Below are 25,332 nucleotides of genomic sequence, written 5' to 3' on the forward strand. Positions count from 1 at the left end.
TACCATTTTCATGACTCACCTTCTCTTTCGTTGCGGGCGCCCGGCGTTACCGCTTCCTGCGCGCCCTTTGCGACAAACTGCACGTTACTTCGAACCTGCGGCACCTGCCGTTGCAGGTTCGTCCGACCAGCCGCCGCCGGCTGCGGCGAAGATGTTCACCAGGTCGTTTCTCAGGCTGGCATCCGACGCCGCCAGGCTCGCCTCGGCATCCAACCGGTTGCGCACGGCGATCAACACGTCGAGCAGGCCCGTATAGCCGTTTCGGTATTGCTGCACGGCCAGATCGGCCGCCCTGCGGTTTTGCTCCACACCGTTTCTCAGCGAGGCGTTGCGGGTGGTCTCGTGCAGGTAGCTCGACAGGGCGTTCTCCATGTCGGCAAGCGCCTCCAGCACCGTCTGCTGGTAGCCCAGGAAGGCCTGCACCTGCCGGGCATCGGCGGATGCGATGCGCGACCGGATCGCGCCGAAATTCAGCACCGGCTGGACCAGGTTGGCTCCGATACCCCACGGTGTCGCGGAAAACGGCGTCGACGCCTGCACCCCGAAGAGGGCGGTCAACGAGATATCCGGAAAGAGCTCGGCCCTCGCCGCCTTTTCCGCCGACATGCTGGCGGCGAAGCGGCGTTCGGCCGCCCGCACATCGGGTCGCGCCGCGAGGACCTTGGCCGGCGCCGCGATCAGGATGCCGTGATCCAGGGGGCGCAGCTTTTCGGCGCCGGCAAGAAGGCTGTCCCTGGTTCCCGGGGGATGCCCCAGCAGTACGTTAAGGCGGTTACGGGCGCCGTCGTAGGCGGCCTCCAGGGCAGGCAGCAAAGCCTCCGTGGTGGAAACCTGGGCGCCGGCGCGTTGGACATCGAAATCGCTGGCAAGTGCACCCTGCATCTGCGCCCGGACCAGTTCCAAGGTCTTTTGCTGGGTCTCCAGATTCTGCTTGGTCAGGGAAAGCTGGCGCTCGCTGTTGCGCATGTCGAAGTAGTTGCGGGCCACTTCCACCAAAAGCCCCACCCTGACCGCCCGCTGGCTCGCCTCGACCGATTCCCAGATCGCCGCTGCTTCCGCCGCGCGGGCACGGTTGCGGCCGAAAAGATCGAGCTGCCACGAGGCCTCGACGCTGGCCCCTGCGATCCCCACGGCCTGGTTACCGGTGGCGAACCCCTGGTTGCCGCGAAACGCCGTGCCGACGCCGTTTATCTCCGGGAAAAGCCGGGCCACGGCGCCGGCGCGTCCGGCCCGCGCCTCTTCCACGCGGGCCTTGGCGATCTTCAGGTTCTTGTTGTTGGTAAGCGCCTCGTCGATGAGCAGATCGAGTGTGGGGTCCCCGAAACGGTGCCACCACCGGTGGTCGACCTCGGCGTCGGGGCTTAAGGCCAGCGCCCCCTGGTGAGCGGCGTCGGGAAGGCGGCTCCAGTCGGCAGGTGTGTCGATGCCCGGGTCGAGGTGAGCGGCCGGTCCGGCGCAGCCCGCAATAAGCGCAAGGGATAACAGCCCGAGTAAGGCGATGGCCCAGGTGATTTTACGCATGGTGATGTACCTTTTCCGTTCGCGTGATGCGCTTTTCCAGCGTGCGCAAAAGCACATAGAATACCGGTGTCAGAAACAGCCCGAAGAAGGTGACCCCCAGCATGCCCGAGAACACCGCCACCCCCATGGCGTGGCGCATCTCCGCCCCCGCGCCGGAGGAGAGCACCAACGGCACCACCCCCATGACGAAAGCAAACGAGGTCATCAGGATCGGACGCAGCCTCAGGTGCGAGGCCTCGATGGCCGCGGCCAGCGTGGTACTGCCGGCAATCTCCAGATCGCGGGCGAACTCGACGATCAGGATCGCGTTCTTGCAGGCGAGCCCCACCAGGACGAAGAGGCCGATCTGGGTGAAGAGGTTGTTTTCCCCGCCGGTCGCCCAGACCCCGAAGATGGCCGACAAAAGGCACATCGGGACGATGAGGATGATGGTGAGCGGCAGGAACAGGCTCTCGTACTGTGCGGCCAGCACCAGGAACACCAGGAGCACGCAGATGGGGAACATGTAGAGCGCCGTGTTGCCGGACAGGATCTGCTGGTAGGTGAGTTCCGTCCACTCGAAGCTCATCCCCTTGGGGAGGGTTTCCTCGAGCAGCTTCGTTATCGCCGTCTGTGCCTGGATGGAGGAGACCCCCGGCGCCGGCCCGCCGTTTAGATCTGCGGACCGGAAACCGTTGTAGCGCATGGCGTTGTCGGGACCGGTGGTTTCCGAGACCTTGAGGAGCGAGCCGAGCGGAATCATGCGTCCCTCGAAGTTCCTGGTATGCAGGTTCAGGATGTCGTCCTGCCTGGAGCGGAACTCCCGGTCGGCCTGGGCGATCACCTGGTAGGTGCGCCCGAATTTGTTGAAGTCGTTCACGTACAGGGAGCCCAGGTAGATCTGCATGGTATCGAAGACGTCCTGCACGTCGACCCCCAGTTGCGAGGCTTTGGTACGGTCCAGGTCGGCGAAGAGCTGGGGCGTCGAGACGTTGTAGCTGGTGAACACCCTCGAGAGCTCGGGGGTCCGGGCCGCCTTCGCCTGCACCGCCTTCATCGCCTGGTTCAGCGCTTCGTACCCCTGGTCGGTCCGGTCTTCGACCTGGAGCTTGAACCCCCCGATGGTGCCCAGCCCCTGTACCGGCGGCGGCGGGAAGATCGCGATGAAGGCGTCCTTCATGCCGGCGTATTTCTGCTGGAGCCGCTGGGAGATCGCGATCCCGGAGAGCTCCTTGGCCTTGCGCTGTTCGAAGGGCTTGAGCGACACGAAGACGATCCCCGCCGAGGGGCTGTTGATGAACCCGTTGATGGAGAGGCCGGGAAAGGCGATGGCGCTCTCGACCCCGGGCTCCTTGAGCGCCAGATCGGTCATCTGACGGATCACCGTCTCGGTGCGGTCGAGCGTGGCGCCGTCGGGCAGTTGCGCGAAGCTCACCAGGTACTGCTTGTCCTGGGTGGGGACGAACCCGGACGGCACCCGGGCGAAACCGAGATAGGTCGCCCCCAAAAGCACGAGGTACACGAAAACGGCGGCGCTTTTGCGTCCCAGGATGCCGGTTACCCCGCTGCTGTAGCGGCTCGAACTTCTCGCGAAGAAGCGGTTGAAGACTGCGAAGAAGCGCCCGAGGACCCGGTCCATGGCCCGGGTCAGCCGGTCCTTGGGGGCGTCGTGCGCCTTTAGCAGGGTCGCGGAAAGGGCCGGCGAAAGCGTGAGCGAGTTGAACGCGGAAATCACGGTGGATATGGCGATAGTGAGGGCGAACTGCCGGTAGAATTGCCCGGTCAGGCCGCTTATGAAAGCGATCGGCACGAATACGGCACACAAGACGAGCGCTATGGCGATAATCGGCCCGGTCACCTCGCGCATCGCCTTGACCGTCGCGTCCCGGGGCGACAGCCCGCTCTCGATGTTGCGCTCCACGTTTTCCACCACCACAATCGAGTCGTCGACCACGATCCCTATGGCCAGGACCAGGCCGAAGAGCGACAGGGCGTTGATGGAGAAGCCGAAGAGGAGCATGACGCCGAAGGTCCCGATGATGGAGACCGGCACGGCAAGCAGCGGAATGATCGAGGCCCGCCAGGTCTGCAGGAACAGGATGACCACGATCACCACCAGCACCACGGCTTCCAAGAGGGTGTGGACCACGGCCTTGATGGAGTCGCGCACGAAGACCGTCGGGTCGTAGGCGATGCTGTAATCGAGCCCCTCGGGGAAGTTTTTCTTCAGCTGCGCCATGGTACTGCGGACCCTGTCCGAGATCTGGATGGCGTTCGAGCCGGGCGACTGGAAGATCGGGATGGCGACGGCCGGCTTGTTGTTCAAAAGCGAGCGCAGTCCGTACTGCGAGGCGCCGATCTCCAGCCGGGCGATGTCCTTAAGGCGCGTGACCACCCCGTTGTTGCGCTTGACGATAATCTCCGAGAACTGGCTGGGATCCGTCAGACGTCCCTGCGCGTTGATGGGGAGCTGCAGCTCCACCCCCTTTTGGTAGGGAGGGCCCCCGATGACCCCGGCCGCGACCTGCACGTTCTGGCGGCGGATGGCGCTTACCACCTCGTTCGCGGTCATGCCGCGCTCGGTCACCTTTTGCGGATCCAGCCAGATGCGCATCGCGTAATCGCCCGAGCCGAAGAGCTGCACGCTGCCCACCCCTTCGATCTTCGCGAGCTGATCCTTTACGTTGAGCAACGCGTAGTTGCGCAGGTAGAGCATGTCGTAGCGCTCGTTGGGCGAGTTGAGGTGCACGACCATGGTCAGGTCCGGAGAGCTCTTCACGGTCGTAACGCCCAGCTGGCGGGTAACTTCCGGCAGCCGCGGCAGGGCCTGGTTCACGCGGTTTTGCACCAGCTGCGTCGCCAGATTGGGGTCGGTGCCCAGCTTGAAGCTCACGGTAAGGGTCAGGGTGCCGTCGCTGGCGGCCTGCGAGTTCATGTAGAGCATGTTCTCGACGCCGTTGATCTGCTCCTCGAGCGGCGTCGCCACGGTCTCGGCGATGATCTTCGGGTTGGCCCCGGGAAACTGGGCCTTGACGATCACCGACGGCGGCACCACCTCGGGATATTCCGAGATCGGCAAGAGGAACATGGCGACGAGACCGGCGAGGAGTATGACGACCGATATCACGCCGCCGAATATGGGGCGGTCGATAAAAAACTTTGAAAGATTCATGACTAGGCTCTTTCGGATCTGCTCCGCGTGACGGATATGCCCCGATGCTGATGGGTGAATGCGGCCGGACGACCCGGTCTTAGGAAATCTCTCCGGCCGGGACCCACGTGCCCCGACCGGACCGGCTACTTGGCCGCAGCCAACGCGGCACCGGAGCCAAGAGGCACCGCTTTCGCCTGTACGGGCTCGCCGGGTTTTACATGCTGCAGCCCGTCGACGATCACCCGGTCCCCGCGCGCAAGCCCCGCCAGGACGATGCGATGTCCCTGGGCCTGCTGTCCGAGATCCACCTCGCGGTAGACGACCTTGCCGTCGGCGCCCACCAGGTAGACGAACTTCTTACTCTGGTCGCTGCCCACCGCCTGTTCCGGCACCAACAGCACCTCTTTCGCGCCGCTGCTCGCCAGTCGCACCTTGGCGAACATCCCCGGCACCAGTCGGCCGTCGCTGTTGGCGAACCTGGCGCGGGCGCGGATGGTGCCCGACGACGAGTCGATGCGGTTGTCGAAGCTGTAGATGGTCCCCTTGTAGGGGTGCCCAGCGTCCCCCTGGACCGCCAACTCGACCTCTATCCGGTCTTCCTTGTCGCGCGACGCGGCGGGGGTGCGGAAATTCTGCATGTAGGTCTGCTCGTCCACCTCGAAATCGACGTAGATCTCGTCCTTCGACACGACCGAGCAGAGTACCGGCGCGCCGGCACCGGCCTGGACCCGGTTCCCCAGGGTTATTTCCGCCCGGCTGACGCGTCCTCCGATGGGCGCCTTGACGAAGGCATGGTCTAAGTCGATGCGGGCCTGCTTTAACTCCGCCTCGGCCCCCAGGATTGCGGCCTGGGCCACACGGCTTGCGTTGGCACGCTCATCGAAGACCCGTTGCGCGATGGCCTGCGTCTTGATCATGTTGGCGGCGCGATCCAGTTCGGTGCGGGTAAATTCGCCGTTGGCCTTCGCCGATACGAGGTTGGCTGCGGCCTTCGCTACTGCCGCCTCGTAGGGGCTCGGATCGATAACAAACAGGACGTCGCCCGCCTTGACCAGTTGGCCGTCCCTGAAGCGCACGCCGGTGATCCGGCCGCTCACCTCCGGGCGGATCTCCGCGGATTCCACCGCATGCATGCGCCCCGAGAACTCGGACCAGATGCGCACCTGTTGCGGCTCGACGGCAACCACGTTCACCTGTGGCGCGGGAGCGGGGGGCGGGGCTACCTGCGCGTCGGCCCTGGTCGCGATATGGTAAAATGCAGTAACCGCCAGCGAAAGCACCGCGAGGGTCCCCACGCCCAGGAGTACCGCCCTCCTTTTTGCCAAACTCGTCGTATTTTTAAACATCGCTTTTCCCCTCTCTGAGAACTTCGTGGTCGACCCGATGCATTTAGTCCGGGCCGGCATAGGTTCAATTTGTTATTTTAAAAGAAACAATTTCTTACAAAAAAAAAGACGCAGTGCTCCCTAGGTTCCTTTTTTGATCTCTTCTATCACGTCCGCCAGGGTCGTTTTGGTCAGCGTCTCCTCGAAAGAGAGCTGTACGTTCTCGAGGACCTTGTCGATCATGTGTTTGAAACCGCAACTGACCGGGCAGAGGTTTTGGGCCGGGTACGAGTGCACGGCGAAGACCTTCGGGGCATCGACCGCTTCGTAGATGTCGAGCAGCGTGATGTCGCCGGCGGCACGTGCCAGCTGGCAGGTACCCGATTTCCCCCTCATGGTACGGACCAGGCCGGCCTTCGAGAGTTTGGACAGGATCCGCCTGACGAAACTCGGGCAAGCGTTCACGCTTCCTGCCAGGTCCGTCGAGGTGAGGTCGGCCCTGACGCCATAGCCAAGTCCCGCCATGAGGTGAATCGCAATCGAGAATTGTGTGTTGTTCGCTGACATATTTGTTACCCTAAAAGAAACAATTCCGAATTGCAACAAAAAACTTCGGATTCGCGATGCGGCGCACGCGCCGACCCGGTTCGCTCCCCAGGAGGGATTGGGCTTTTAATAGCGGCTTCGGTGCGCCGTGCGGCGCCTGGACAAACTCCTGCCCTTTCCTGCTAAGCTTCGGCCCCCCCTTCTCCATCACAACCAATTCCAGCTTCACCAGCGCCCAAACGATATTCGCTGCCGAACGTTCCCCGAGCCAAACCGCGCCTGCAGCTAAGAACTGTTCCCTTGAACTCCTCTGCGGTGAGGCTCTTGTCTTTGATCCGCTCTCTGGCTTCAAAAGCTCTATCAAACATTCATGTTGCGCCTAACCATTAATGTGTCAGCATTGAGCGAGCAGTATCTGCGATAACCGCCACAGAGACCCCGCAACGCGGAAGACTGTAGGTCGCTCAGTAGTATTCTTGCAATTTTGCCGTACACTTTGCCGAGACATACAGCGCCGCAGATCTGGATACAATACGTCACGCCGCTATGGCATTCAAGACTCATCAACCTGAGGGAGGCGAACATGACAGACATCGATCGGTACCAGCAACTCGCAGTCACCTACGCCACGGAGTTTGGAACCAAAGTCATAGCGATCATCATTTTCTGGTTGGTTGGCCGCTGGCTGATCGGGCTTGTGGGGCGGATGCTGCAAAGCGTGTTCGAGCGGCAGAAACTGGACCCCACCCTGATGCGCTATGTCGGCAACTTTGTGGCGGTTACCCTGAACATCATCCTGGTTGTCGCCATCCTGGGATACTGCGGGATCCAGACCACCACCTTTGCAGCATTGGTAGCCGGTATCGGTATCGCGATAGGTGCTGCCTGGGGAGGGCTGCTCTCAAACCTTGCCGCGGGGATTTTTCTCGTCGTCCTGCACCCCTTCAAGGTCGGGGATTTTGTCACGATCGGAGGGGTCACCGGTACGGTGAAGGAGATCGGACTATTCGTCACCTCGGTCAACACCCCCGACAACGTCCTCACCCTGATCGGGAACTCCAAGATTTTCGGCGACAACATCCAAAACTACGCCGCCAATCCGTTCCGCAGAGTGGAGCTGAAGTGCCAGCTCGCAGGGAGTGCCGATCACGTCGCGGCGATGCACCTGCTGAGGGAGCACCTGGCCAAAGTACCCAACGTGCTTGCGCAACCGGGAGTTGAGGTGGAGATTCTGGAATTCACCCTGGTCGGCCCCGTGCTGGCGGTCCGCCCCTACTGCCACAACGACCACTACTGGCAGGTTTATTTCGACGGCAACCGTACCATTCGCGAAAGTCTCCTAGCGGCCGGCTTCCCCGCACCGATGCCGGCCCAGATGGTCCTGGTCAGCCAGCCCCAAGGAGCTTGAAGAAAAGCGGAAAAGCATGTCGTGTCGGTTTCAGCCGGCCGCGCGGCGCTTCTGCCATCCGCAAGGGATGTCAAAAAGAGTGGGCTATCAGGCCCAAAGACCGTCGTTGGTGACGCCTCGACGCGAGACGACATCGAACGGATGGTCATTGCAGCCGATTGAGGGCGACAGCTATGAACACGACGACCGCAGCAGACCCGAAACCCCTGCTAAAGCATCTCGACCAGCTGATTCCCGACCTCGAAGCCTTCTACAAGGACGTCCATTCCCATCCCGAGCTGTCGATGTGCGAGACCCGAACCGCGGCACTGGCCGCGGACTGGCTTCGCAAGGCCGGTTACCAGGTGACGACAGGGGTCGGCAAAACGGGGGTGGTGGGACTGCTTTGCAACGGGGAAGGGCCGACCGTCATGCTGCGCGCCGACATGGACGCCCTCCCGGTCGAAGAGGCAACCGGCCTTCCCTATGCAAGCCGGCTGACCGCAACGGATGCCGAAGGAAAGAGCGTGCCGGTCGGGCACCTGTGCGGGCATGACATGCACGTTGCCTGGCTCGCCGGGGCGGCGGCCCTGTTCGCCCGGGAGCGGGGTCTCTGGCGGGGTACGGTGATGGTGGTTTTCCAACCCGGCGAAGAGACGGCGCAGGGTGCCCAGGCCATGCTCGACGACGACCTCCTTACGCGTTTTCCCCGTCCTGCGGTGGTACTTGGGCAGCACGTCATGCTGGGCGCGGCCGGCGACCTCGCCGGAAGTGCCGGCCCCATCACCTCGGCAGCGGACAGCCTCCAGATCAGGCTGTTCGGTCGCGGTGCGCACGGGTCGATGCCGCAGGCAAGCGTCGATCCGGTGGTCATGGCCGCGGCGACGGTCCTGCGGCTGCAGACCATCGTTTCCCGCGAGGTGGCCGCCACCGAGGCGGCGGTACTCACGGTCGGCGTCTTGCATGCCGGCACGAAAGAAAACGTCATCCCCGGCGAGGCGATCATCAAGCTGAACGTGCGGACCTTCGACGCCGGGGTCCGCGAGCGGGTGCTCGCTGCGATCGAGCGCATCGTCAATGCCGAGGCAGCTGCGTCAGGTGCGCCCCGCCCTCCCGAAATCACCCCCTTGGACCGCTACCCTCTCAACGTGAACGACGCGGCGGCAAGCCAGCGGATCGCCGAGGCGTTTCGCGCCCACTTCTCACCGGCTAGGGTGCACCATACCGGGCCGGCACCGGCAAGCGAAGACTTCGGCTGTTTCGGCACGGCCTGGCAGGTTCCCTCGGTCTACTGGTTTGTCGGCGGCACCGACCGGGAGCGCTATGCCAAGGCCAAGGAGGCCGGGACGCTCAACCAACTGCCGGTCAACCACAGCCCCCAGTTTGCCCCCGTGATCCACCCGACGCTGGAGACCGGCGTCGAGGCGATGGTTGTCGCGGCACTCGCCTGGCTCGCGCCAGAGGGGGGGAAGGCGGGTTAACGCCGCTCTTGAGGAGCGCGGAGTTTGCAATGAAAGAGCACTGGATGGGAACGCTGCTCCTGGCACTCGACCTCTCGGGGACCTTCGTTTTTGCGTTGAGCGGTGCAACGGCGGGGATCAAGAAGCGCCTCGATCTGTTCGGGGTCCTGGTCTTGTCATTTGCGGCGGGAAACGCCGGGGGGATCGCCCGGGACGTCTTGATAGGTGCGGTGCCTCCGGCGGCGCTCGCCACCTGGTATTACCTGGCGGTTTCGCTGCTCGCCGGAGTGGTGACCTTCTGGCGCCCCGCCGGGATCGACCGGCTGCGCAACCCGGTGCTCCTGTTCGACGCTGCGGGACTCGGACTCTTCGCGGTTGCCGGCACGCAAAAGGCGCTCAACTTCGGGCTCAACCCGGTCATGGCGGCTCTCCTCGGCATGCTGACCGGGATCGGCGGCGGGATGACCCGCGATCTGTTTCTGACCGAAGTGCCCATCGTGCTGCGCGCCGACATCTATGCGCTCGCCGCCCTGGCTGGCGCCGCCGTGGTCGTGATCGGCTCGGCAGTGCGGCTCCCGGCTACCGCGGTGACCATAGCCGGCGCGGCCCTCTGTTTCGCCCTTCGGTACCTGGCCATGTGCCGAGGCTGGCGGCTTCCGGTCGCCGACGATCCCCAGCCCCCCAAGACACCTGCACCCAAGGACCGCAAAGACGACGGCGGTTCGCTCTAGCCCCTCCCCCCCTTACTTGCCGAACACCTTCCGCAACAGCTCGGTTCCCCTGGCTGCAGGGTCGGTGCGGATTTTCTTTTCTTCCTCCCCAAGCATTACGAACAACCCGTCAACCGCCTTGGTCGTCACGTAGGTGTCCAGGTCCAGGGAACCCGCGGTGGCTCCGGCAAAGGGAATCGACTTGAGACTGTCGGTCATCTGATTGTAGCGACGGGTCACGCCGACGTTCTGCATGCTGGACGCTACAGCCGGCTTGAATGCCGAGAAGATCTTCTCCCCGGTCTTTTCTTTGAAGTATTCGGTTGCAGCAGTGTTGCCACCCTGGAGGATTTTCCTGGCATCGTCGAAGGTCATCTCTCGAAGCGCCGAGACGAAATATTCCGCAGCCTTGGGTGCCGCCTTTTCCGCAGCACGGTTCATGCTCAGGACGAATTCGTCGACCTGGGGCTGGAACCCGAATTTGCCCAGCAGATTGGTGACGCTGCGGATCTTTTCCGGTATCGGGATTTTGATCAGGTCGTTAGCGAAGTAGCCGTCTGTTTTGGCGACCGACTTGACTGCCCTCGAGGTCCCTGTGGCAAGGGCTTCCTTCAGCCCCTTGACGATGGTGGAATCGTCCAGATTGCCGCTTTGGGTGTCGGAAAGACCCAGTTTCTTTCCCAGGTCGTCCAGAAAGCCGGCATGGGCTGCGGTGAAGGAGAGCGTAACGAAGACCTGCACGAGAATGGCTGCCAGGATGCGATGACGTTTCATGGTACCTCCAGAGTTTGACCGCGCGGCTGTGCTCCACCTGTAGCACAGATCCCACCTGCACACAAAGGAGATCGTCACAAGACGGGGCACCTGGTTTTCGTCCAAGGAACACTACCTTTTTGGCTACCGATGACCGACACCGGGACGATCAGCGCGCCGGTTTTGCGACCCATTTCTTCAGAAGCAGGGCGAAGAGCGTCACGGCGGCGAAACCTGCACCGGCGTAGAAGGTAATGGGAGCACCGAAGCGGTCCCACAACTCCCCGGCCGCGGCGCTGGCGATCAACATGGCGATACCGCTTACCAGGTTAAAAAAGCCGAAGGCGGTGCCGCGCAGGTCTTCCGGGGCCGCGTGGGCGACCATCGCCGCGAGCAATCCCTGGGTCATCCCCATGTGAAGCCCCCAAAGCGACACCCCCAACGCGACGGTACTCCAATGGCCGCTTGCCGCCAAAACGAAATCCGCCGCGATGAGGACCAGCAGCCCCAGCGACAGCAGCGTCGCGTGGCTTTTGCGGTCGGAAAGCCTGCCGAAGGGGTAGGCCGACCCCGAGTAGACCAGGTTCATGCCGACCATCACCAAGGGGACCAAGGCAACCGGAACGCCACCCTCTTTGGCGCGCAGCACCAGGAACGCCTCGCTGAAGCGCGCCAGGGTGAAGACCGCGCCGATGCCGACCACCCACCAGTAGGCTCCGGTCAGGCGGGCCAGGTTTTCGCGACGAATGGGGTTGGTGCGGCGCGCGCCCTCGCTCCGCGCCGGTTCTTCCACGCCGAACGCGAGCAGCAAAACGGCGAGGAACCCCGGGACCAGCGCGACCCAGAACACGGCGCGGAAATCGTCGGCCCAAAGAAGCATGAGCCCGACCGCCAAGAGCGGCCCCAGGAGCGCGCCGACCGTGTCGAGGGCCTGGCGCAGCCCGAAGGCGGCGCCGCGCATCCCGGGTGGAGCGAGGTCGGCCACCAGCGCATCGCGGGGAGCACCGCGCACCCCTTTCCCCACCCGGTCCAGCATGCGGGCGGCGAAAACGAGGCCCACCGTCGGCGCGACGGCAAAGAGAGGCTTGGTCAGCGCGCTCAGCGAGTAGCCGAAGACCGCCAGGAACTTGCGCTTGCCCAGGTAGTCGCTGAGCGTGCCGGAGAAGACCTTGACGATGAGCGCAGTGGATTCGGCCAGCCCCTCGATGAGGCCGACCAGGAAGGTGCTTGCGCCGAGCGATCCGACCAGGAACAAAGGGAGCAGGCTGTGGATCATCTCCGAGGAGATGTCCATGAACATGCTGACCAGCCCGAGGGTCCAGATGCCGCGCGGGATACGCTTCAGGGTATTAGAGCCCATACTGCCACCCGTACCGTGATTCCGTGAAAAAGCCGTCAGTACAACGCCATGGGAAGAGGTCTATCCAGGAAGACACTTCACCGTGCACCCTCAACCCACGATACGCCAACGGCTTACTGTGTCAACATCTGCCAGGTACTGTGCCGGGGACTACCGTGTCGCGGTACGTCGCCAGGTAGCGAGCACCCCAAAGAGCAAGGCAGCGACCATGACGAGGGCTCCCGCCACGAAGAAGCAGCGGGCCAGGGCATGGTCCCAGGAGAGCATGTTCAGGCGCCCGAGCATGACCTCCCAGTCGTGGTAGTCCTCCACCTCGCTCCCCGTCACGCCGCCCAAGAGCATCAGTTGCCCCGCGCGGGCATCGTCCGCATACGGGGCCACGTCGAGAAGGCTTTCGCCGAGCCACCAGAAGCCAGCCGCTGCTGCGAAGCGGTCCCGGCGTCTTAAAAAGGAGCATGCCACCGCGGCCGGCACCAGAAGTTGCATGAGGGTGCCGCCGGCGACCTGGAGGAACCGGCCGAAGGGGGAGAAAAGGACGTGTCCGGCTTCGTGGAAGGGGAGCAGTACCAGGTGAAGGAAGCTCTCTCCCACGTAGTTGGAAGCGATGGGGTGGGAAAGGAAGCGGAAGGTGAGATAGCTAAGCAGCGCGAGAAAGGCGGCGCGGGCATAGGTGACGCCCGCCCCCGCAGGTTCTACCATCGTGGCGCGACCGTCAAGAAGATCGACCGGGGAGGAGGCGGAGGCGCGAGCTCGCACCTTCGCGAAAATCACCCCGCAGTTGCGGCAGGTGGTGTCGCCCTCCCGGGACAGAGCGGCACATTTCGGGCACACCTGGAGAGTCTCAGGTTCGGATAGGGACATCTGCGACCTTCTTCCCATACCAGCCGTGTATCATAAGGGCTTGGAAAAACCGCACCGGGCACGCGATCCCGCTTTCCCGGATGAGGGCCTCCGTTTCTGCCGGGGGGATGACCGCCAGCACCTCTTTCAGTTGCTTCGGCAGCATCGCCAGCGACTCGGGCGTGCCGCCCATCAGTTTCTGCACCTCCGCCCAACCAGCAAGCATCGACGGGAATTCCGCCGAGTCCAGGTCGAAGCTGATCTCGGCGTTCACCAGGTAGCCGCCGCTGCGCAGGTGGCTGGTCATGCGGCGAAAAAAGCCCGCCCGTTGTTCGCGCGGCACGAAGTGGGCGACGAGGACACTCAAGGTCGCATCGAAGACGAGCCCGTCGGGGAGATCCTCGACGTACCCGTGGATGAACTCGCAGCGATCGGCCACACCGGCTTCCCGGACACGCTCCCGGCACATGTCGAGCATCCCGGCAGAAGGGTCCAGGCCGACGAAGCTCCATTCCGGAAAGGTTTGCGAGAGCGTGAGGATTTCCGCCCCCGTCCCCACCCCCACGCAGAGGATCTTGGAGCGGGCGGGAAGATCCTTCAGGACCAACCCGATCAGGAAATGCAGGCAGTCCGAGATCCGCTGCAGCTTGCTGTTTTTCTCGTCGTAGAGTTGCGCAGCCTCTTTGGAAAAGAAATCCACCGGCTTTTTATTCATAAATCATCCTGCTTTCCCGATGCCGCAGCTTGAACGGGGCGGCCATGCGGTCAAAAAACGCTAAGGCTTAAGGGGAGCACCAGGTGCCGTTATCTTGAATGCCTGAAGGTTGTTCATCTTCAGGTAGTCGGCAAATTCCCTGTCCAAGCCGTCGATGTGCTCGATAAAGTACTTGAAGAGACTGGTCTCCACCTGGTGGGCCAGGTCGAGCGAGGATCGCTTCTTGCGCAGCATCTGCTGCAGATCCTGCGTCTCCTGCTTGAACTGCGCATGGGCCTTTTGCTGCTTGTACAAGCCGTAGTAATTACAGCTCTGCATCAGCTTTTCTTCCTCGAAGAAATGCTTGTTGGCGTAGGCGTACAGGAAGTCCAGCACGTCCCGGACCTCGATGTCGTCGGCCCCCTCCGTCAATTTTTCGGAGAGCTTGTTGATCTGCTCCAGCATCTCCTGGTGCTGCCTGTCGATCCCCGGATGCCCCAGACGCAGATTCTCATCAAAAACAATGGACATAAAAGGCGTCCTCCCTACCTTAAACGGTTACACTACCGCGCCACTATCCGACCACTTGACGACATTGTCAAGAGAGGTAAACCGCCGACGTTGCGAAAGATGCCTCGCCACGAGGTTCGGGGTACATCAGACGTCGTCGAGCTCATCGAGATCGTCCAACTCTTCGCGATCGAGCTTCTCGTCCAGGCAGTCCTCGCAAAGCCAGTTGCCGTCATCCATCCGCAGATGGCTGCGCTGCACCTCCAGCGGCTTACCGGCAAAAGCACCACATCTCGCACAACCACGCCCGGGCACCTGACCAACACGCATGTTCCACCTCCCTAACAGAAGAGATCACGTCACTCGTCCGACTCCTTTCGTTTTGCAGCCACAACCTGTCATTCTCCCAACCAAGATAGCGGCTCACCTTAAAACAGAGCGTGCTCTTTGTAAAGTCTTTACAATGTTGACAGTCTAAGAATCAGAGCGCCCGACGAGACGAAGGGCACGGTTAAAAGGAGAGGGCCGTTGATCGTTACCGAGGGTCCCTTGACCGGCTCACCTGATATACCCCCAAAAAAATTCGCTTGCCATCGCCCCAGAAAAGGTTAGAGTTTTCTAAAATTTTAAAAGGAGGTGCCCCGCCCATGCCTCACACAAAAGGAGAGGATCCCGATCTCATCGCAAAAACCGAGCAACTGTCCAAGGTAGTGACCACCGAACTGCACGCCTACCTGCTTTCACTCATCCCTTCCCCCCAGCGTGTAGTCGACGTCAACAACCGCCACCAGGAAAGCTATGCCGCCTCGTTAAAAGGTAGCCCCGAGGACATCAAGAAGTGCGAGGAAAGCCGCGAGGAGAGCCGTCAACTGCATAACCTTTATCAAGCCCTCGGGAAGGCCTTCGCGAAGGTCGATCCGAAGGTACCCCAGATGCTCGGTTTTGAGCAGCCTAACGAGAAGTTGACGTCCGCGGTGCCCGTTTTGGCAGAACCGCAGGATTTCAGGGTGGTGTACAATCCCAAGGGGCAGTTGGTTGGCGGGCTGAGCCGAGTCCTGGGAGCAAAGGCCTACGAAGTCTGGGGGTGCTACGGCGACCCGATGGTAGAGTCAAACTGGATCCGTCTGGCCGAGTCCTTCAATTGTAGAGGGATCATCATTGCCGGATACGAAAAGGGCAAAGTACTCTGGCTCAAAGTGAGGGCCATCCGCAACGACGGCCCCGGTCCCTGGTCCAACGTCGTCGTCATCAACCCGACCTAAACACCCTCGCACCTCCGCTTGACCTCGTTCATGCGGAGGTGCATTCTTCGTGCGGCATCTTCTATGTTCTCCATCTAACCCGGCCTTCCCCCAGTGGAAGTCCCCTGCCGAACAACCGCAGCGGCATCAGCCCAGCAGCCACGGTACGTCCCCCCGCCTGATGTAAGCCCTCCGACCAAAATTCGCAAACTTTTTTCAGATTTGACGATTTTCCGGGAGAATTTAAAAATTTTCTGGAGATTCGTCAAATTTCCCGGAGATTTTGCAATTTTCAAAAAAAAATTGCAATTCCCGCTGGGATTTCGCAATTCTCGTGGAGATTTCGCAATTCTCGTGGAGATTTCGCAATTCTCACCGAGATTTCGCAATTCTCGCCAGGACTTCAGGTTTTCGGTTCAGGAGCGTGTAAATCATACGTAAAAATTGCCACTTCGGCACCTGGCGGCCTCCGTCGAGGCCTCCAATGGTCCAGGACAAGGCAGGCACCTGAGGGTTCGCCGGACACGAAAAAGCCCGCCTGTGGTGAAGGCGGGCTTTTTCAGACGGTTCATCGTTCAGACGCTCATGATGTCGGCTCTGCCCTCAATGGCTAGCCCTCTTGATGCTTGCGGTTACACGACGAGCCCCCCCTTTTCGCCCCCGGGATTCTTCCCCTGGCGAGCCCGGGGCTACCTGAACAGCTTCAAGCGTCCGGCAAGCGGCTGGATCTCCTTCTCGCCGGGCTGCCCTGCCGGTTTGCCAAACGGCATCTGGGCCAAAAGCTTCCAGGTCTCCGGGACCCCCCAGTTCTGTCGCACCGCCTCGTCTATCACCGGGTTGTAATGCTGCAGGGTCGCCCCAAACCCTTCCAACTCCAGCGCGGTCCAGATGGCAAACTGCAGCATGCCCGAGGACTGGCTGGACCACACCGGGAAATTGTCCCGGTACAGGGGGAAGGAGCGCTGCAACCCCTCCACGACCGCGGTGTCCTCGAAGTAGAGGATGGAGCCGTAGCCGCTGCGAAAGGATCCGTCGATCTTCGCCTCGGTCCCCGCAAAGTTCTCGGGCGGGACGATCTTCTTCAGCTCGGCCTTGGTCAGGTCCCACAGGCGCAGGTGGTGCTCACCCAAAAGAACGAGCACCCTGGCACCCTGCGAGTTGAATGACGACGGCACGTGCCTGAGCGCCTCGGCCACGATCTCCTCGATGCGTTCGTCGCTGGCAACCGGTTCGCTGCTCAGCGCGTAGTACGACCTTCTGTTTTTCACTGCGTTTAAAAATGAACTGCTCACCTGCTATCCCTCCTCTGCATGGCTACCGCCCGCTCCGACTATTTCAGCTGCTGCAACAGCGCCGCGTTGTCCTTGTTTTTGATCATCTCCACGTCCAGGGTGATGGCGATCTCGTCCCCGACCAGGACCCCGCCGGTCTCCAGCGTCTTGTTCCACACCAGACCGAAATCGCGGCGGTTGATGTGGGCAGTGGCGCTCGCGCCGCGGCGCAGGTTCCCCCAGGGATCCTTGCTCTCCTTGCTGGGACCTTCCACGACGAGCACCACCTCTTTGGTCTGGCCGTGCAGGGTGAGGTCGCCGGTGACCCGCAGCCGCCCCTTGCCGGCCTTTACCACCTTTTTCGAGACGAAGGTCATGGTCGGGTAGTTGGCGACGTCGAAGAAATCGGCGCTGCGCAGATGCTCATCGCGTTTGACCACATTGGTGTTGATCGAGGCGGTATCGATCACGATCTCCACCTTGGACTTGGTGACGTCCCGGTCGTCGATGACCACCGTTCCGGAATGCTTCTGGAAGTTGCCGTTCACGCTGGACACCATCAGGTGTTTAACCCGGAAGCCTACGTTGGTGTGGTCCGGATCGATGGTCCAGGTGGAGGCCAGGGCCAGGCCAGGTAAGGACAGTGCGACAAGGGTACTGATACCCGCCAAGATGCGTTTCATGGTGTTCTCCTTTTCTCGTGGCTCCGCGGAGTGCGGGGCGTTTTTTGATTGGCAAGGCCGATCGGTTCCCTGAAGCACGCGTTGTCCCAGTCGCGCGTCTGGTAAATTTGCGCTTCAAATGGGACTGAAAACGTCCTCTTGAGACACCAATTTACCTTATTGCGCGAAAAATACAGTAATAGAAACGGGTAAAAGGCTGGTAATTTCAGGCAGCGGTCCGACGCTGCTTGAACTCGGAGGGGGTGAGGCCGGTGACTTTTTTGAAGACTTTGGAGAAGTAGGAGTGTTCTTCGAACCCGAGCTCGAAGGCGATTTCCTTGATGGAGAGTTCGGAGAAGAGGATCAGGCGCTTGGCCTCGGTGATGAGGCGGTCATCGATGACGATGGACACGTGTTTGCCGGTGTAGAGCTTGACCACCTCGCCCAGTTTGCGGGGGGAGATGCCCAGCGCGGTGGCGTAGTAGGCCACGGTGTGTTCGGCCTTGAAATGCCGCTCGATCTCCGTGTTGAAACGGTTCCAGAGGCAAAGTGTCGAGTTCACGTCGTGAGGTACCAGGTGTGCGGCCGTCAGGCGCAACTCTTCCAGCTTGGCGATGAGGGCGCTTAACAGGTGCCTGGCGGCGTGGAGGTTAAAGGGGTCGGCCTGGCGGCATTCGTGCGCGAGCAGGGAAAGGTAGCGCGCCACCCAGTCGGCCTGTTCCGCGGTGAGGCGCAGGGCAGTGTGGTCCATGAACTGGGAGAACAAAAGGTGCGAGGAGAGTCCCAGGAACTCCTCCGTGAACCTGATCGCTGCCCCGCGGCAGGCGGGCGTGGGGACCAGGCTATGGATTCTGCCCTTGGGGATGATGAGGATCGTGGGAGCCGGGTACTCGATGCTGTCCGAGTCCAGGAGGTGCCGCACCGCCCCGTCGCGGATCCAGATGATCTCCTGGTAGGCATGGCGGTGCGGCATTTCCCCCTGGCGGGTCAGCCGGGCGGCCAGTTCGTGGTCAAGTTCCAGGTAGGCTAGTTGCGCGGGGATACGGTCGAAATGGCAGCCCGGTTCACTGGATTTGGGTTCGGTAGGGTAGGGTGTCAAGCGTCAGCCTCTCTGTTGTTCCGACCTAAAGCGCGCGGATCGTTATGTCCGCTCGACAGATATACGCCATGTCGGGCAGCAGATCAATGGCGATGAGGGCGACCAGGCTTCCCCGTTCATTCTTTCAGGCCTGTCCCGGGGTTTTTCCCCAACGGTCTCACCCTGCCGCAAGAAGGAGACGAATCTCCTCGTCCAACTGCTCGATGTGAGCGGCAATGTCCTTTCCTTCGCCTATCAGGCGCCCACGTTCTGAAAAAGCACTGTCAGCAGCCTGCCTGGCGCACTCTTTTTCCGTCTGGAGCGATTCAACGATGAACTCGTGACGTCTCTGCTCTTCCGCTCCAAAGAGGTCCAGCTTGTCCCACAGGTAACAGAGAAAGGCGGTGCCGAGGCCTACCGCCACTCCTACCAATACCGGGGTGAGGTACGGGGCGAATTGCCCGATTACCGGGATTGTTGCCACTGCTTTGTCGACGGCTTCCTCCGCCAAGATACCGAGACTAACGGCAACTCCGCCGGCGATGAACTTCCCCGCCTCATGGTAGGCTTCCGCTTTGCTCAACCCCTCAGGGGGGGCGACGATGAACTTGAAACCCCGGAGAAGGGATGAGAATCCTTCCCTGATGATCCGCACGGCATTCTTGGCGGTCTTCAGGAACATGTTGACCAGCGTGGTAACCAGGTTGGATAAGAACCCGCTGATTGCTCCGTCTTTGAAGGCCACCGCCACTTCTTTCCATTTCGAGAGGACGCGCTCCCCCACGCGCCTCAATCGCTGAGCAAGTGCCCCTGCCGTTGATTGGCTCGCATCTGTCGCTATACCGTTAGCCAGTGCGTCCCGGGTTTCACTCCACATCGCGCGGGCAAGCTCCAGGAGAAATACTCCCATCGCCTGTTGCAACCCCATTTTCGCGCCTTCCGCACATCCGGTCTTCGCAATCCTTTCCGAATAGTAGGCGGCCTTCTCCGTTGACGTCGGCAGGTGTCGCTCGGCCGTCTTCTCTCCGCGCCGAACTGCAGCGTTCACCCTGCGGTTATCGTGCCCGTGGGCCTCCTTTTGGGAGCGGCCACTGCCGTCACGTGCCTGCTTTTCCTGCCATTCGTGTTTGTCCTGGTCACCGAGGGAGCGGTTGGCCGCTTGATGGGTAGGGGCCAAGTTCTCCTTATCTGCACCGAAGTCCCGCCTTTTCTCCCGGGACTGCATGAAACCGCCCTCCTCGTGGTACCTCTTCGTAGCGAAGATATGGTCCACGTCGGCGCTATCGGGATGGGTTTCCCGTCCGCTGTAGCTATCGGTCAGCCAGCTGCTCTCGTTTGTTTCATAGAGATCGGACGGATCCTCGCCGTAATGGATTTCATCGTCTACGGTACGAGCCTCCTTGATCTCGTTGGCAGCGGTGCGATACCGGCTGGTGCGGTAGTCATTGTCATGGTATCGGTCCTCCTCCCGCGCATAGCACCCCTGGCGCGCATTGTTCACGGTCGTGACGTTTCCGCCCTCCTTGTCCTCGAACAGGACCTTCGCAAGCCCGAAGGGGCGGATGATGGCCTCCAGCACTCTACTCTGGGCGTCGTTCAAGTACCCATCCACCTTCGACTTCGAGTACTCCCCGGCCAGTTCATCTACAATCCGTTTGGCTTCACCGATAGTGACCGGGGTGTAGGTTGTTTCGCCGGCGAACAACCCCAGCCCCGACAGTCCAGCTATGTCTTCTTTGGCTAACCGGTAGCCGTCAGCGGAGACGGGATTGGAGATCCGCCGGAAGCTCTCCCGCATCGCCGATTTCAGTTTCTCGTCCATGTGAACCTCCTTGGAGACGTATTACGCGCAAGCCCTAACCGTCAGTACATGTTCCTGAAACGCATCAAGGATTGCCTGCTCGCCAGGGGCCACATGCTCATCTGCCTGGACGACCATATCGAGCACGAATCCAAGCCGATCCAGGCTTCTGCTGTCACGGCATTCGCTTACCTTGGCCATGGCGCTTTCGATCGACATCGGCTGATTGAACAGGTCCCTGCCGATCTGGAGGGACTCTTCGGGATCGATGCAAAGGAAGGAAATGGCATTGGCCGCTGCTTCGAATTCCTTTTCATCGACGTGCCCGTCTGTCTGGGCCGCTGCCGCGGCCAGGGTGTACATCAACTCGACTTCGGATCGGGTAAATCGTTGTCTCTTCACCTCGGCGAGAAGGCTCTCGTATTTTTTCAGCAAGTTAGCCACCGTCGCATTGAACGTTTCAGCTTCGGCGCGGTGCTGCTCAGCCTGAGCCTTCCTTTTTGCTTCGGATTCTTTCCACCCCGCCAGGTTTTCTTCCGCCTCTTTCCGGTACCGTTCCGCCTCATCCGAGTCACCGCTTACCTGGTCGAATACGGTTTTTCCTGCCAGTCCAGCGGCAGCGCCAAGTGCGACACCGGCTGCGGTGGTAGTTCCGGCCGCGCCGATCAAGACAGCCAACGAGCCGCCCCCCGTTATCGGTGCGGCTACAATTGCACCGACTCCCGCCGCCACCCAACCGAGACTTTTCCAAACGGACATGATTCCCTCCTGATGCAGATGTGCTCTTTGAGCCAGGTTTAAGTGACGTTTGGGATCCGAGGACCACCATGCTGATGCAGGACGACAAAATAATGGGATAGGGACAGCGAAGCCGTGTGTCACCCATCTCTGATTCAATTAATAAGGATCGGAGCAGTCATGAGATTACTTTAGGAGGATCGTTACCAGGGGAAATTGCCTTGGGTTAGAGTAGTGAGCAGGACCACCAGATTACCCTTTCCAGTTGACTTCGAAGCCGCGGCATGCTGGTATGGGCGCGTCATTGAACCGAAGCGGCAAGGAAGGATGCATGAACGTGAGCCGCCTGCGCAGTCAGCAGGCCCAAGAGAGAGAAGATCTGCCCCGCACGCCCAAGGAGATCGGATCGGCGCCGGTTTCATAACCTGCGACAACTTCAGCAGCTATTTCAGGAGATCTTCATGCTGGTAACTACCACGGAGAACGTCACGGGATATCAGGTCGTCGAGGTCAAGGGACAGGTTTTTGGTGTGGTGGTGCGCAGTCGCGGATTGGCGGGCAATATCATGGCCAGCTTGCGCTCCATCTTCGGCGGCGAGATTACCGAGTACACCCAACTCCTCGAGGAGGCGCGCCGACATGCCATCGACCGCATGGTAAAAAACGCTACGATGATGGGAGCCAACGCCATCGTCATGATGCGCTTCGATTCCGCCGAGATCGGTCAGTCGATGAGTGAGATTGTGGCGTACGGGACGGCGGTGAAACTGGAAAAACGGGAGGGGTAGAGCATGCTGAGGTATGTGCTCCTGGCCGTCGGGCTGGCCTTTCTTGGAGTGGGTTTGCTGCAGTGGTTCATTCGCGGCACCTGCTATTATCCCCAGCTGATCTGGGGAGCGGTGCTGACCGTGGGGGTGCTCGCCGAGCGCTGGCGTTACCGGCGTATCGAACAGGAGAGGGCCGCACATTGGCAGAAGACCGGCGAACGCTTCATCGACCCGGAGACCGGGAAGACGGTGGAAGTTTACTACGACCCGTCCTCAGGCGAGCGGCGCTACGTTAACGCCGACCGCGATTCCCGATAACGCAATAGTCCCATTACCGGAAGGAGCGCCAGAGAGGCGCCCTTGAAATCTTGCTAGACTTCCACACCCCACCCTGTGCCAGGTAACATTTCACGGGCGCCCCTCTGCCCCACTTTCGAGGGCGAGGGGGGGTCCCTTGCGAAAAAGCAGTGCCCCCTTCGATCTTCACAGCTCCTTCAGTCCGATTAGTTCTTCGTCCTGGTTGAGACAGGCCTTGTAAAACTGGCGGAACTCTTTGAAGTCCTTAGCGGCTATCCGCTTCACCGAGATATTCACCTCCCGGCGCACCTTGATTACCCCCTCCGACTCCTGCACCTCGTAGATGTAGCTGCCGAATTTTTCGTGGACGAGCTTCATCGGCTTGGGCAGGCTTTCCACCTTTACCGTCTTGGGTAGCCGTATTGTGGCGGTGGCGACCAGTCGTCTCGGTGCCTCGAATTCAATATCGCTGGTCCGGGTCGAGGATCCGACCGAGCTCTCGTTGCCCAGATGGTCGGCATCAAAGAGTGGGTTGAAGATGTACCACTGCCCCATTTTTCTGGTGAAGTCCCGAATTTCCAGAGTTGTGGTGTTTCTCAGTATCCCACCACGGTCGGCGGGCTCGAGTTGTAACTTGAGGATCTCAAAATCCTTGTACTGCTTGGAGACCCCCTCTTTTAACGCTTCCAGCATCAGGTGCTGGGGGATGCTCGGAATGGCGTGATACCACTGGTTCGGGCTATAGGTCCGGGACCGACTGGTCAGGGTGACGCTATGGACGTCGTGAATATCCGCCTCGATCGTTTCCTCGACCGCGTTGTTTTCCACGGGCTGCGGCGGTATCAGGACCAGTTCGCCCCCTTTGTCCCGGGGAATGAGCGCGTGCCGGTGCTGGAGCACCTCGGGAAGCAGCCCGTAGGGAACCAGTGCCGCAGTCGCATCCAGGAAGGAATAGCCCGAGGCTGGAGTCTTAAGGGCCACCACGGCATGATCGAAGTAGCGCGGCGAGGGAAGGTCGGAGGTGATGAGACTGGGAACCCGGACCAGGGCTACGGCACCATCGACCCCGATGCAGCGGAGCAGCGAGAGGAGCAAGACCGCCTTGTCCTTGCAATCCCCGTACTTGTTCTTCAGTGTCTCCTCCGCGGGGTGCGGAAGGTAAGCGCCGCTGTTGAGGTGAATGGAGACATAGCGCATCGACTTCACGAAATCGTACAGCGCCTTGATCTTGTCATCTTGCTTCGCCAGGTCCTTGGTCAGTTCCTCGGCCTTCTGCCTGACCTCCCCACTGGTGGAAACCTTGGGTTCATAGAGACCGGACCACCACCGGCCGATCTCGTCCCAGGTGGCCAGGCTGGCAAAGGTAACGCTGCTGCCGGTCTCCTGCGAGGGTACGCTTACCGGCTCGGGTGTGGTCGGCTTTACCTCGGAGGTCCCGTAAAGGTAGAAGAGCTCGCCCTTGTCGGTTTTCCGTTCCCTGATCGCGGTTGGCGCCGGTGTGGCAAAGCGCTCCCTCTTAGCGACCTTGGTGCCCGGTTCGAAACGAAGCACGACAAGCGTCTCTTGGGTAGGAACCAGTACGTCGAAAAAGCCCTGGAAGAGGAAGAACCCCTTGTCCACATCGGGACGAAAGGTGCGCTTGACTACCACGCGCAAAACCGATCCTTCCTCGACCCCTTTGAAGGAGATGGTCTTTATTTTCAGGTCAGAGTAGTTGAGGGCGGTGAACGGTTCTTTGATGAGGGCTTGGGAAACGTCGGTGACAACCTTCTTCCCGTTAGGGAGGTACACCTCAGCTGAAATGATCTCGATGGATTCCTTGCTGGCGGAGAACGTGGCCGTCAGCTCTCCGAGAGCCTGCACGGCCTGAGTGGTGTTCGGGCGTACCGCTCTGTCCTGGTACACCACCTGGTTGCCGTCCTTGTCCACCGAATGGTACTCATGGTTAAAGACCACCATGGCCATGCCGGCGTCACCAGGGGAGTATTTCTCCTTGAGGCCCGCTTGAATCAAGGCTTCCAAGTGGGCCGCCGAGACCTTTTGGTGAAACTCTCCCATCACCTCCGCAGCAGGCCAGGGTATGTCGGGTGCTGCGTAAGCGATTGAAGAGAAAGAAACGAAGAGTACGGCGAGAACGGTCTTTTTCAAAAAAGTCAGCATCTTTCACCCGTAACGTGCTGGAGGTTATGTTGCAGTAGGGATGTTTCGCATATTGGCCGACCAGGCGTCAATAGATCTCTTCAGCAAGATCCGATAGATCTTGATCTTCTGGTTTCTGTGGCTCGCCCCCACCTATCCAGGCAGTCCGCGAAGACCTCCCTCAGAAGAAATCACATCACCCGCCCTAACTCCACCTGCCCCCGGGAACAACAAAAATGTCAAGCCAGAGCCGCTTTAGTCGTTTGCTTTGAGAGGCAATATTCCCTTCTTTGTCAAAATCTTTTTGAACTTATGATAAAACATTGCTGTTCTAAACGGTTCACCTACAAGTACAACCAGCAACAGATATATTGCTGTCGCCCCAACCAATAGACCAAAATCGGTTAATGACGAAATGTTGAATGAATACTTTATTGCAATCAAATAATACATTGAAATCACGAACACCATCAATAATGACCACGCAGCTCCAATAAAATCGACGAAACCAAAAGTAATCCGAATTTTGTCGTTATCGACGCAAATATATGAATGCATGCTTCTAATTTGAGCCATGGTGAAAACGCCCAAGGCGTAAACTGTCATTATAAACTGATATGTGTCATAATTTGTGTTAATCCCTGTTGCTATCTTAAGATTCTCATCTCTTCTTAACTGTTTTACAAAGTCTGACTCAGTACTGGATTTATCACAACATTTTATTAGGTAACCATATCTTTCAAGCTTTCGTCTCACAAAAAGCTGCTCACGATTTTCACAAAATTTCTTTGTTAATTGTACTATCGCTGTAAAACCTGCAACTACAGCACTAATCACTTTCAATACATCATTCGTAGATAATTCCATCAACAGTTTATCCTTTTTTGACCTTGAGGACGAGCCCAGAGGGACGGTCATAGGTTGATAAGATTCGTGCGGGAGAAACTTATAATCTTACCTGATTAGCGCCAATCTTCCGCTGTCCGCAACCACGCCTCAGGGCGACGACCAGTGCAAACAGTCGCAGCGATCAGGCGAGGCAGCATAGCGGCAAGATCAAAGCGGCGGTTAAATCGGTACTGATACTCCCCGAGATACC

At 60.2% G+C, this 25,332-nt stretch carries 23 protein-coding genes and 1 pseudogene; 6 read left to right on the plus strand and 18 right to left on the minus strand.

The features are described from left to right. Window positions 1–84 precede the first annotated feature (84 nt). The 4 genes from GMST_RS16640 to GMST_RS16655 all read right to left on the minus strand — a co-directional run bounded on the left by GMST_RS16640 (window position 85) and on the right by GMST_RS16655 (window position 6,546). Entirely contained in the window at window positions 85–1,521 is a 1,437-nt protein-coding gene (locus GMST_RS16640) for an efflux transporter outer membrane subunit (protein WP_198424570.1), read from the minus strand. Next, the gene (locus tag GMST_RS16645; protein ID WP_183355823.1) at window positions 1,514–4,672 is read right to left on the minus strand and encodes an efflux RND transporter permease subunit; all 3,159 of its coding nucleotides are present in this window, start codon (window positions 4,670–4,672) and stop codon (window positions 1,514–1,516) included. Before GMST_RS16645 ends, GMST_RS16640 begins: the two co-directional genes overlap by 8 nt. Window positions 4,673–4,797: 125 nt before the next feature. Beyond that, window positions 4,798–6,000: an efflux RND transporter periplasmic adaptor subunit gene (locus tag GMST_RS16650; protein WP_183355824.1), complete on the minus strand. Its 1,203-nt coding sequence runs from the start codon at window positions 5,998–6,000 to the stop codon at window positions 4,798–4,800. A 120-nt stretch (window positions 6,001–6,120) separates the two neighbouring features. Next, on the minus strand, window positions 6,121–6,546 hold the full coding sequence (locus GMST_RS16655) for an Rrf2 family transcriptional regulator (protein WP_183355825.1): 426 nt from the start codon (window positions 6,544–6,546) through the stop codon (window positions 6,121–6,123). 562 nt (window positions 6,547–7,108) lie between these two features. Here GMST_RS16655 and GMST_RS16660 point away from each other — a divergent pair. From GMST_RS16660 to GMST_RS16670, 3 genes are all read left to right on the plus strand, one after another. Beyond that, on the plus strand, window positions 7,109–7,933 hold the full coding sequence (locus GMST_RS16660; protein WP_183355826.1) for a mechanosensitive ion channel family protein: 825 nt from the start codon (window positions 7,109–7,111) through the stop codon (window positions 7,931–7,933). Window positions 7,934–8,106: 173 nt separating this feature from the next. Further along, complete coding sequence (locus tag GMST_RS16665) at window positions 8,107–9,393, plus strand: M20 family metallopeptidase (RefSeq protein ID WP_183355827.1); 1,287 nt, start codon at window positions 8,107–8,109, stop codon at window positions 9,391–9,393. 29 nt (window positions 9,394–9,422) lie between these two features. Further along, the gene (locus GMST_RS16670) at window positions 9,423–10,103 is read left to right on the plus strand and encodes a trimeric intracellular cation channel family protein (protein WP_198424571.1); all 681 of its coding nucleotides are present in this window, start codon (window positions 9,423–9,425) and stop codon (window positions 10,101–10,103) included. Between the two features lie 12 nt (window positions 10,104–10,115). Here GMST_RS16670 and GMST_RS16675 read toward each other — a convergent pair whose 3' ends face one another. The 6 genes from GMST_RS16675 to GMST_RS16700 all read right to left on the minus strand — a co-directional run bounded on the left by GMST_RS16675 (window position 10,116) and on the right by GMST_RS16700 (window position 14,569). Next, a complete protein-coding gene (locus GMST_RS16675) occupies window positions 10,116–10,856 on the minus strand; it encodes a DUF4197 domain-containing protein (RefSeq protein ID WP_183355828.1) in 741 nt (246 codons plus the stop codon). A gap of 148 nt (window positions 10,857–11,004) precedes the next feature. Further along, the gene (locus GMST_RS16680; protein WP_183355829.1) at window positions 11,005–12,195 is read right to left on the minus strand and encodes an MFS transporter; all 1,191 of its coding nucleotides are present in this window, start codon (window positions 12,193–12,195) and stop codon (window positions 11,005–11,007) included. Between the two features lie 150 nt (window positions 12,196–12,345). Next, a complete protein-coding gene (locus tag GMST_RS16685; RefSeq protein ID WP_183355830.1) occupies window positions 12,346–13,056 on the minus strand; it encodes a zinc ribbon domain-containing protein in 711 nt (236 codons plus the stop codon). Further along, on the minus strand, window positions 13,037–13,750 hold the full coding sequence (locus GMST_RS16690) for a class I SAM-dependent methyltransferase (RefSeq protein ID WP_183355831.1): 714 nt from the start codon (window positions 13,748–13,750) through the stop codon (window positions 13,037–13,039). The genes GMST_RS16685 and GMST_RS16690 overlap by 20 nt, the downstream gene beginning before the upstream one ends. 60 nt (window positions 13,751–13,810) lie before the next feature. Further along, window positions 13,811–14,260 carry a bacteriohemerythrin gene (locus tag GMST_RS16695; protein WP_183355832.1) on the minus strand — a complete coding sequence of 150 codons (450 nt, stop codon included), beginning with the start codon at window positions 14,258–14,260 and terminating at the stop codon, window positions 13,811–13,813. A 126-nt stretch (window positions 14,261–14,386) separates the two neighbouring features. Beyond that, complete coding sequence (locus GMST_RS16700; RefSeq protein ID WP_183355833.1) at window positions 14,387–14,569, minus strand: hypothetical protein; 183 nt, start codon at window positions 14,567–14,569, stop codon at window positions 14,387–14,389. 317 nt (window positions 14,570–14,886) lie between these two features. Here GMST_RS16700 and GMST_RS16705 point away from each other — a divergent pair, with 317 nt between their 5' ends. Next, window positions 14,887–15,501, plus strand: coding sequence for a hypothetical protein (locus GMST_RS16705; RefSeq protein ID WP_183355834.1), 615 nt, complete (start codon window positions 14,887–14,889; stop codon window positions 15,499–15,501). 668 nt (window positions 15,502–16,169) lie between these two features. On the opposite strand, the gene GMST_RS16710 is transcribed toward GMST_RS16705, so the two are convergent. The 5 genes from GMST_RS16710 to GMST_RS16730 all read right to left on the minus strand — a co-directional run bounded on the left by GMST_RS16710 (window position 16,170) and on the right by GMST_RS16730 (window position 21,051). Continuing rightward, complete coding sequence (locus tag GMST_RS16710; RefSeq protein WP_183355835.1) at window positions 16,170–16,772, minus strand: nitroreductase family protein; 603 nt, start codon at window positions 16,770–16,772, stop codon at window positions 16,170–16,172. 38 nt (window positions 16,773–16,810) lie between these two features. Continuing rightward, a complete protein-coding gene (locus GMST_RS16715) occupies window positions 16,811–17,434 on the minus strand; it encodes a YceI family protein (RefSeq protein WP_183355836.1) in 624 nt (207 codons plus the stop codon). A gap of 205 nt (window positions 17,435–17,639) precedes the next feature. Next, window positions 17,640–18,512 carry a helix-turn-helix domain-containing protein gene (locus GMST_RS16720; RefSeq protein ID WP_183355837.1) on the minus strand — a complete coding sequence of 291 codons (873 nt, stop codon included), beginning with the start codon at window positions 18,510–18,512 and terminating at the stop codon, window positions 17,640–17,642. A gap of 157 nt (window positions 18,513–18,669) precedes the next feature. Further along, a complete protein-coding gene (locus GMST_RS16725; protein WP_183355838.1) occupies window positions 18,670–20,313 on the minus strand; it encodes a hypothetical protein in 1,644 nt (547 codons plus the stop codon). A 21-nt stretch (window positions 20,314–20,334) separates the two neighbouring features. After that, window positions 20,335–21,051: a tellurite resistance TerB family protein gene (locus GMST_RS16730; protein WP_183355839.1), complete on the minus strand. Its 717-nt coding sequence runs from the start codon at window positions 21,049–21,051 to the stop codon at window positions 20,335–20,337. A gap of 440 nt (window positions 21,052–21,491) precedes the next feature. Between GMST_RS16730 and GMST_RS16735 the strand changes: the two genes are divergently transcribed. Further along, complete coding sequence (locus tag GMST_RS16735; protein WP_183355840.1) at window positions 21,492–21,818, plus strand: YbjQ family protein; 327 nt, start codon at window positions 21,492–21,494, stop codon at window positions 21,816–21,818. A gap of 3 nt (window positions 21,819–21,821) precedes the next feature. Continuing rightward, window positions 21,822–22,115: a hypothetical protein gene (locus GMST_RS16740; RefSeq protein ID WP_183355841.1), complete on the plus strand. Its 294-nt coding sequence runs from the start codon at window positions 21,822–21,824 to the stop codon at window positions 22,113–22,115. Window positions 22,116–22,280: 165 nt separating this feature from the next. Here the strand turns inward: GMST_RS16740 and GMST_RS16745 are convergent, their stop codons facing one another. The 3 genes and pseudogenes from GMST_RS16745 to GMST_RS16755 form a co-directional block, all read right to left on the minus strand. Beyond that, entirely contained in the window at window positions 22,281–24,152 is a 1,872-nt protein-coding gene (locus GMST_RS16745; RefSeq protein ID WP_183355842.1) for a DUF3858 domain-containing protein, read from the minus strand. A gap of 336 nt (window positions 24,153–24,488) precedes the next feature. Continuing rightward, window positions 24,489–25,100, minus strand: coding sequence for a hypothetical protein (locus tag GMST_RS16750; RefSeq protein WP_183355843.1), 612 nt, complete (start codon window positions 25,098–25,100; stop codon window positions 24,489–24,491). 95 nt (window positions 25,101–25,195) lie between these two features. Further along, window positions 25,196–25,332 (minus strand): annotated as a pseudogene (locus GMST_RS16755) (IS1595 family transposase); the annotation flags it as partial.

Origin of the sequence: Geomonas silvestris, assembly GCF_014193515.1 — a bacterium.
GTDB lineage: Bacteria > Desulfobacterota > Desulfuromonadia > Geobacterales > Geobacteraceae > Geomonas > Geomonas silvestris.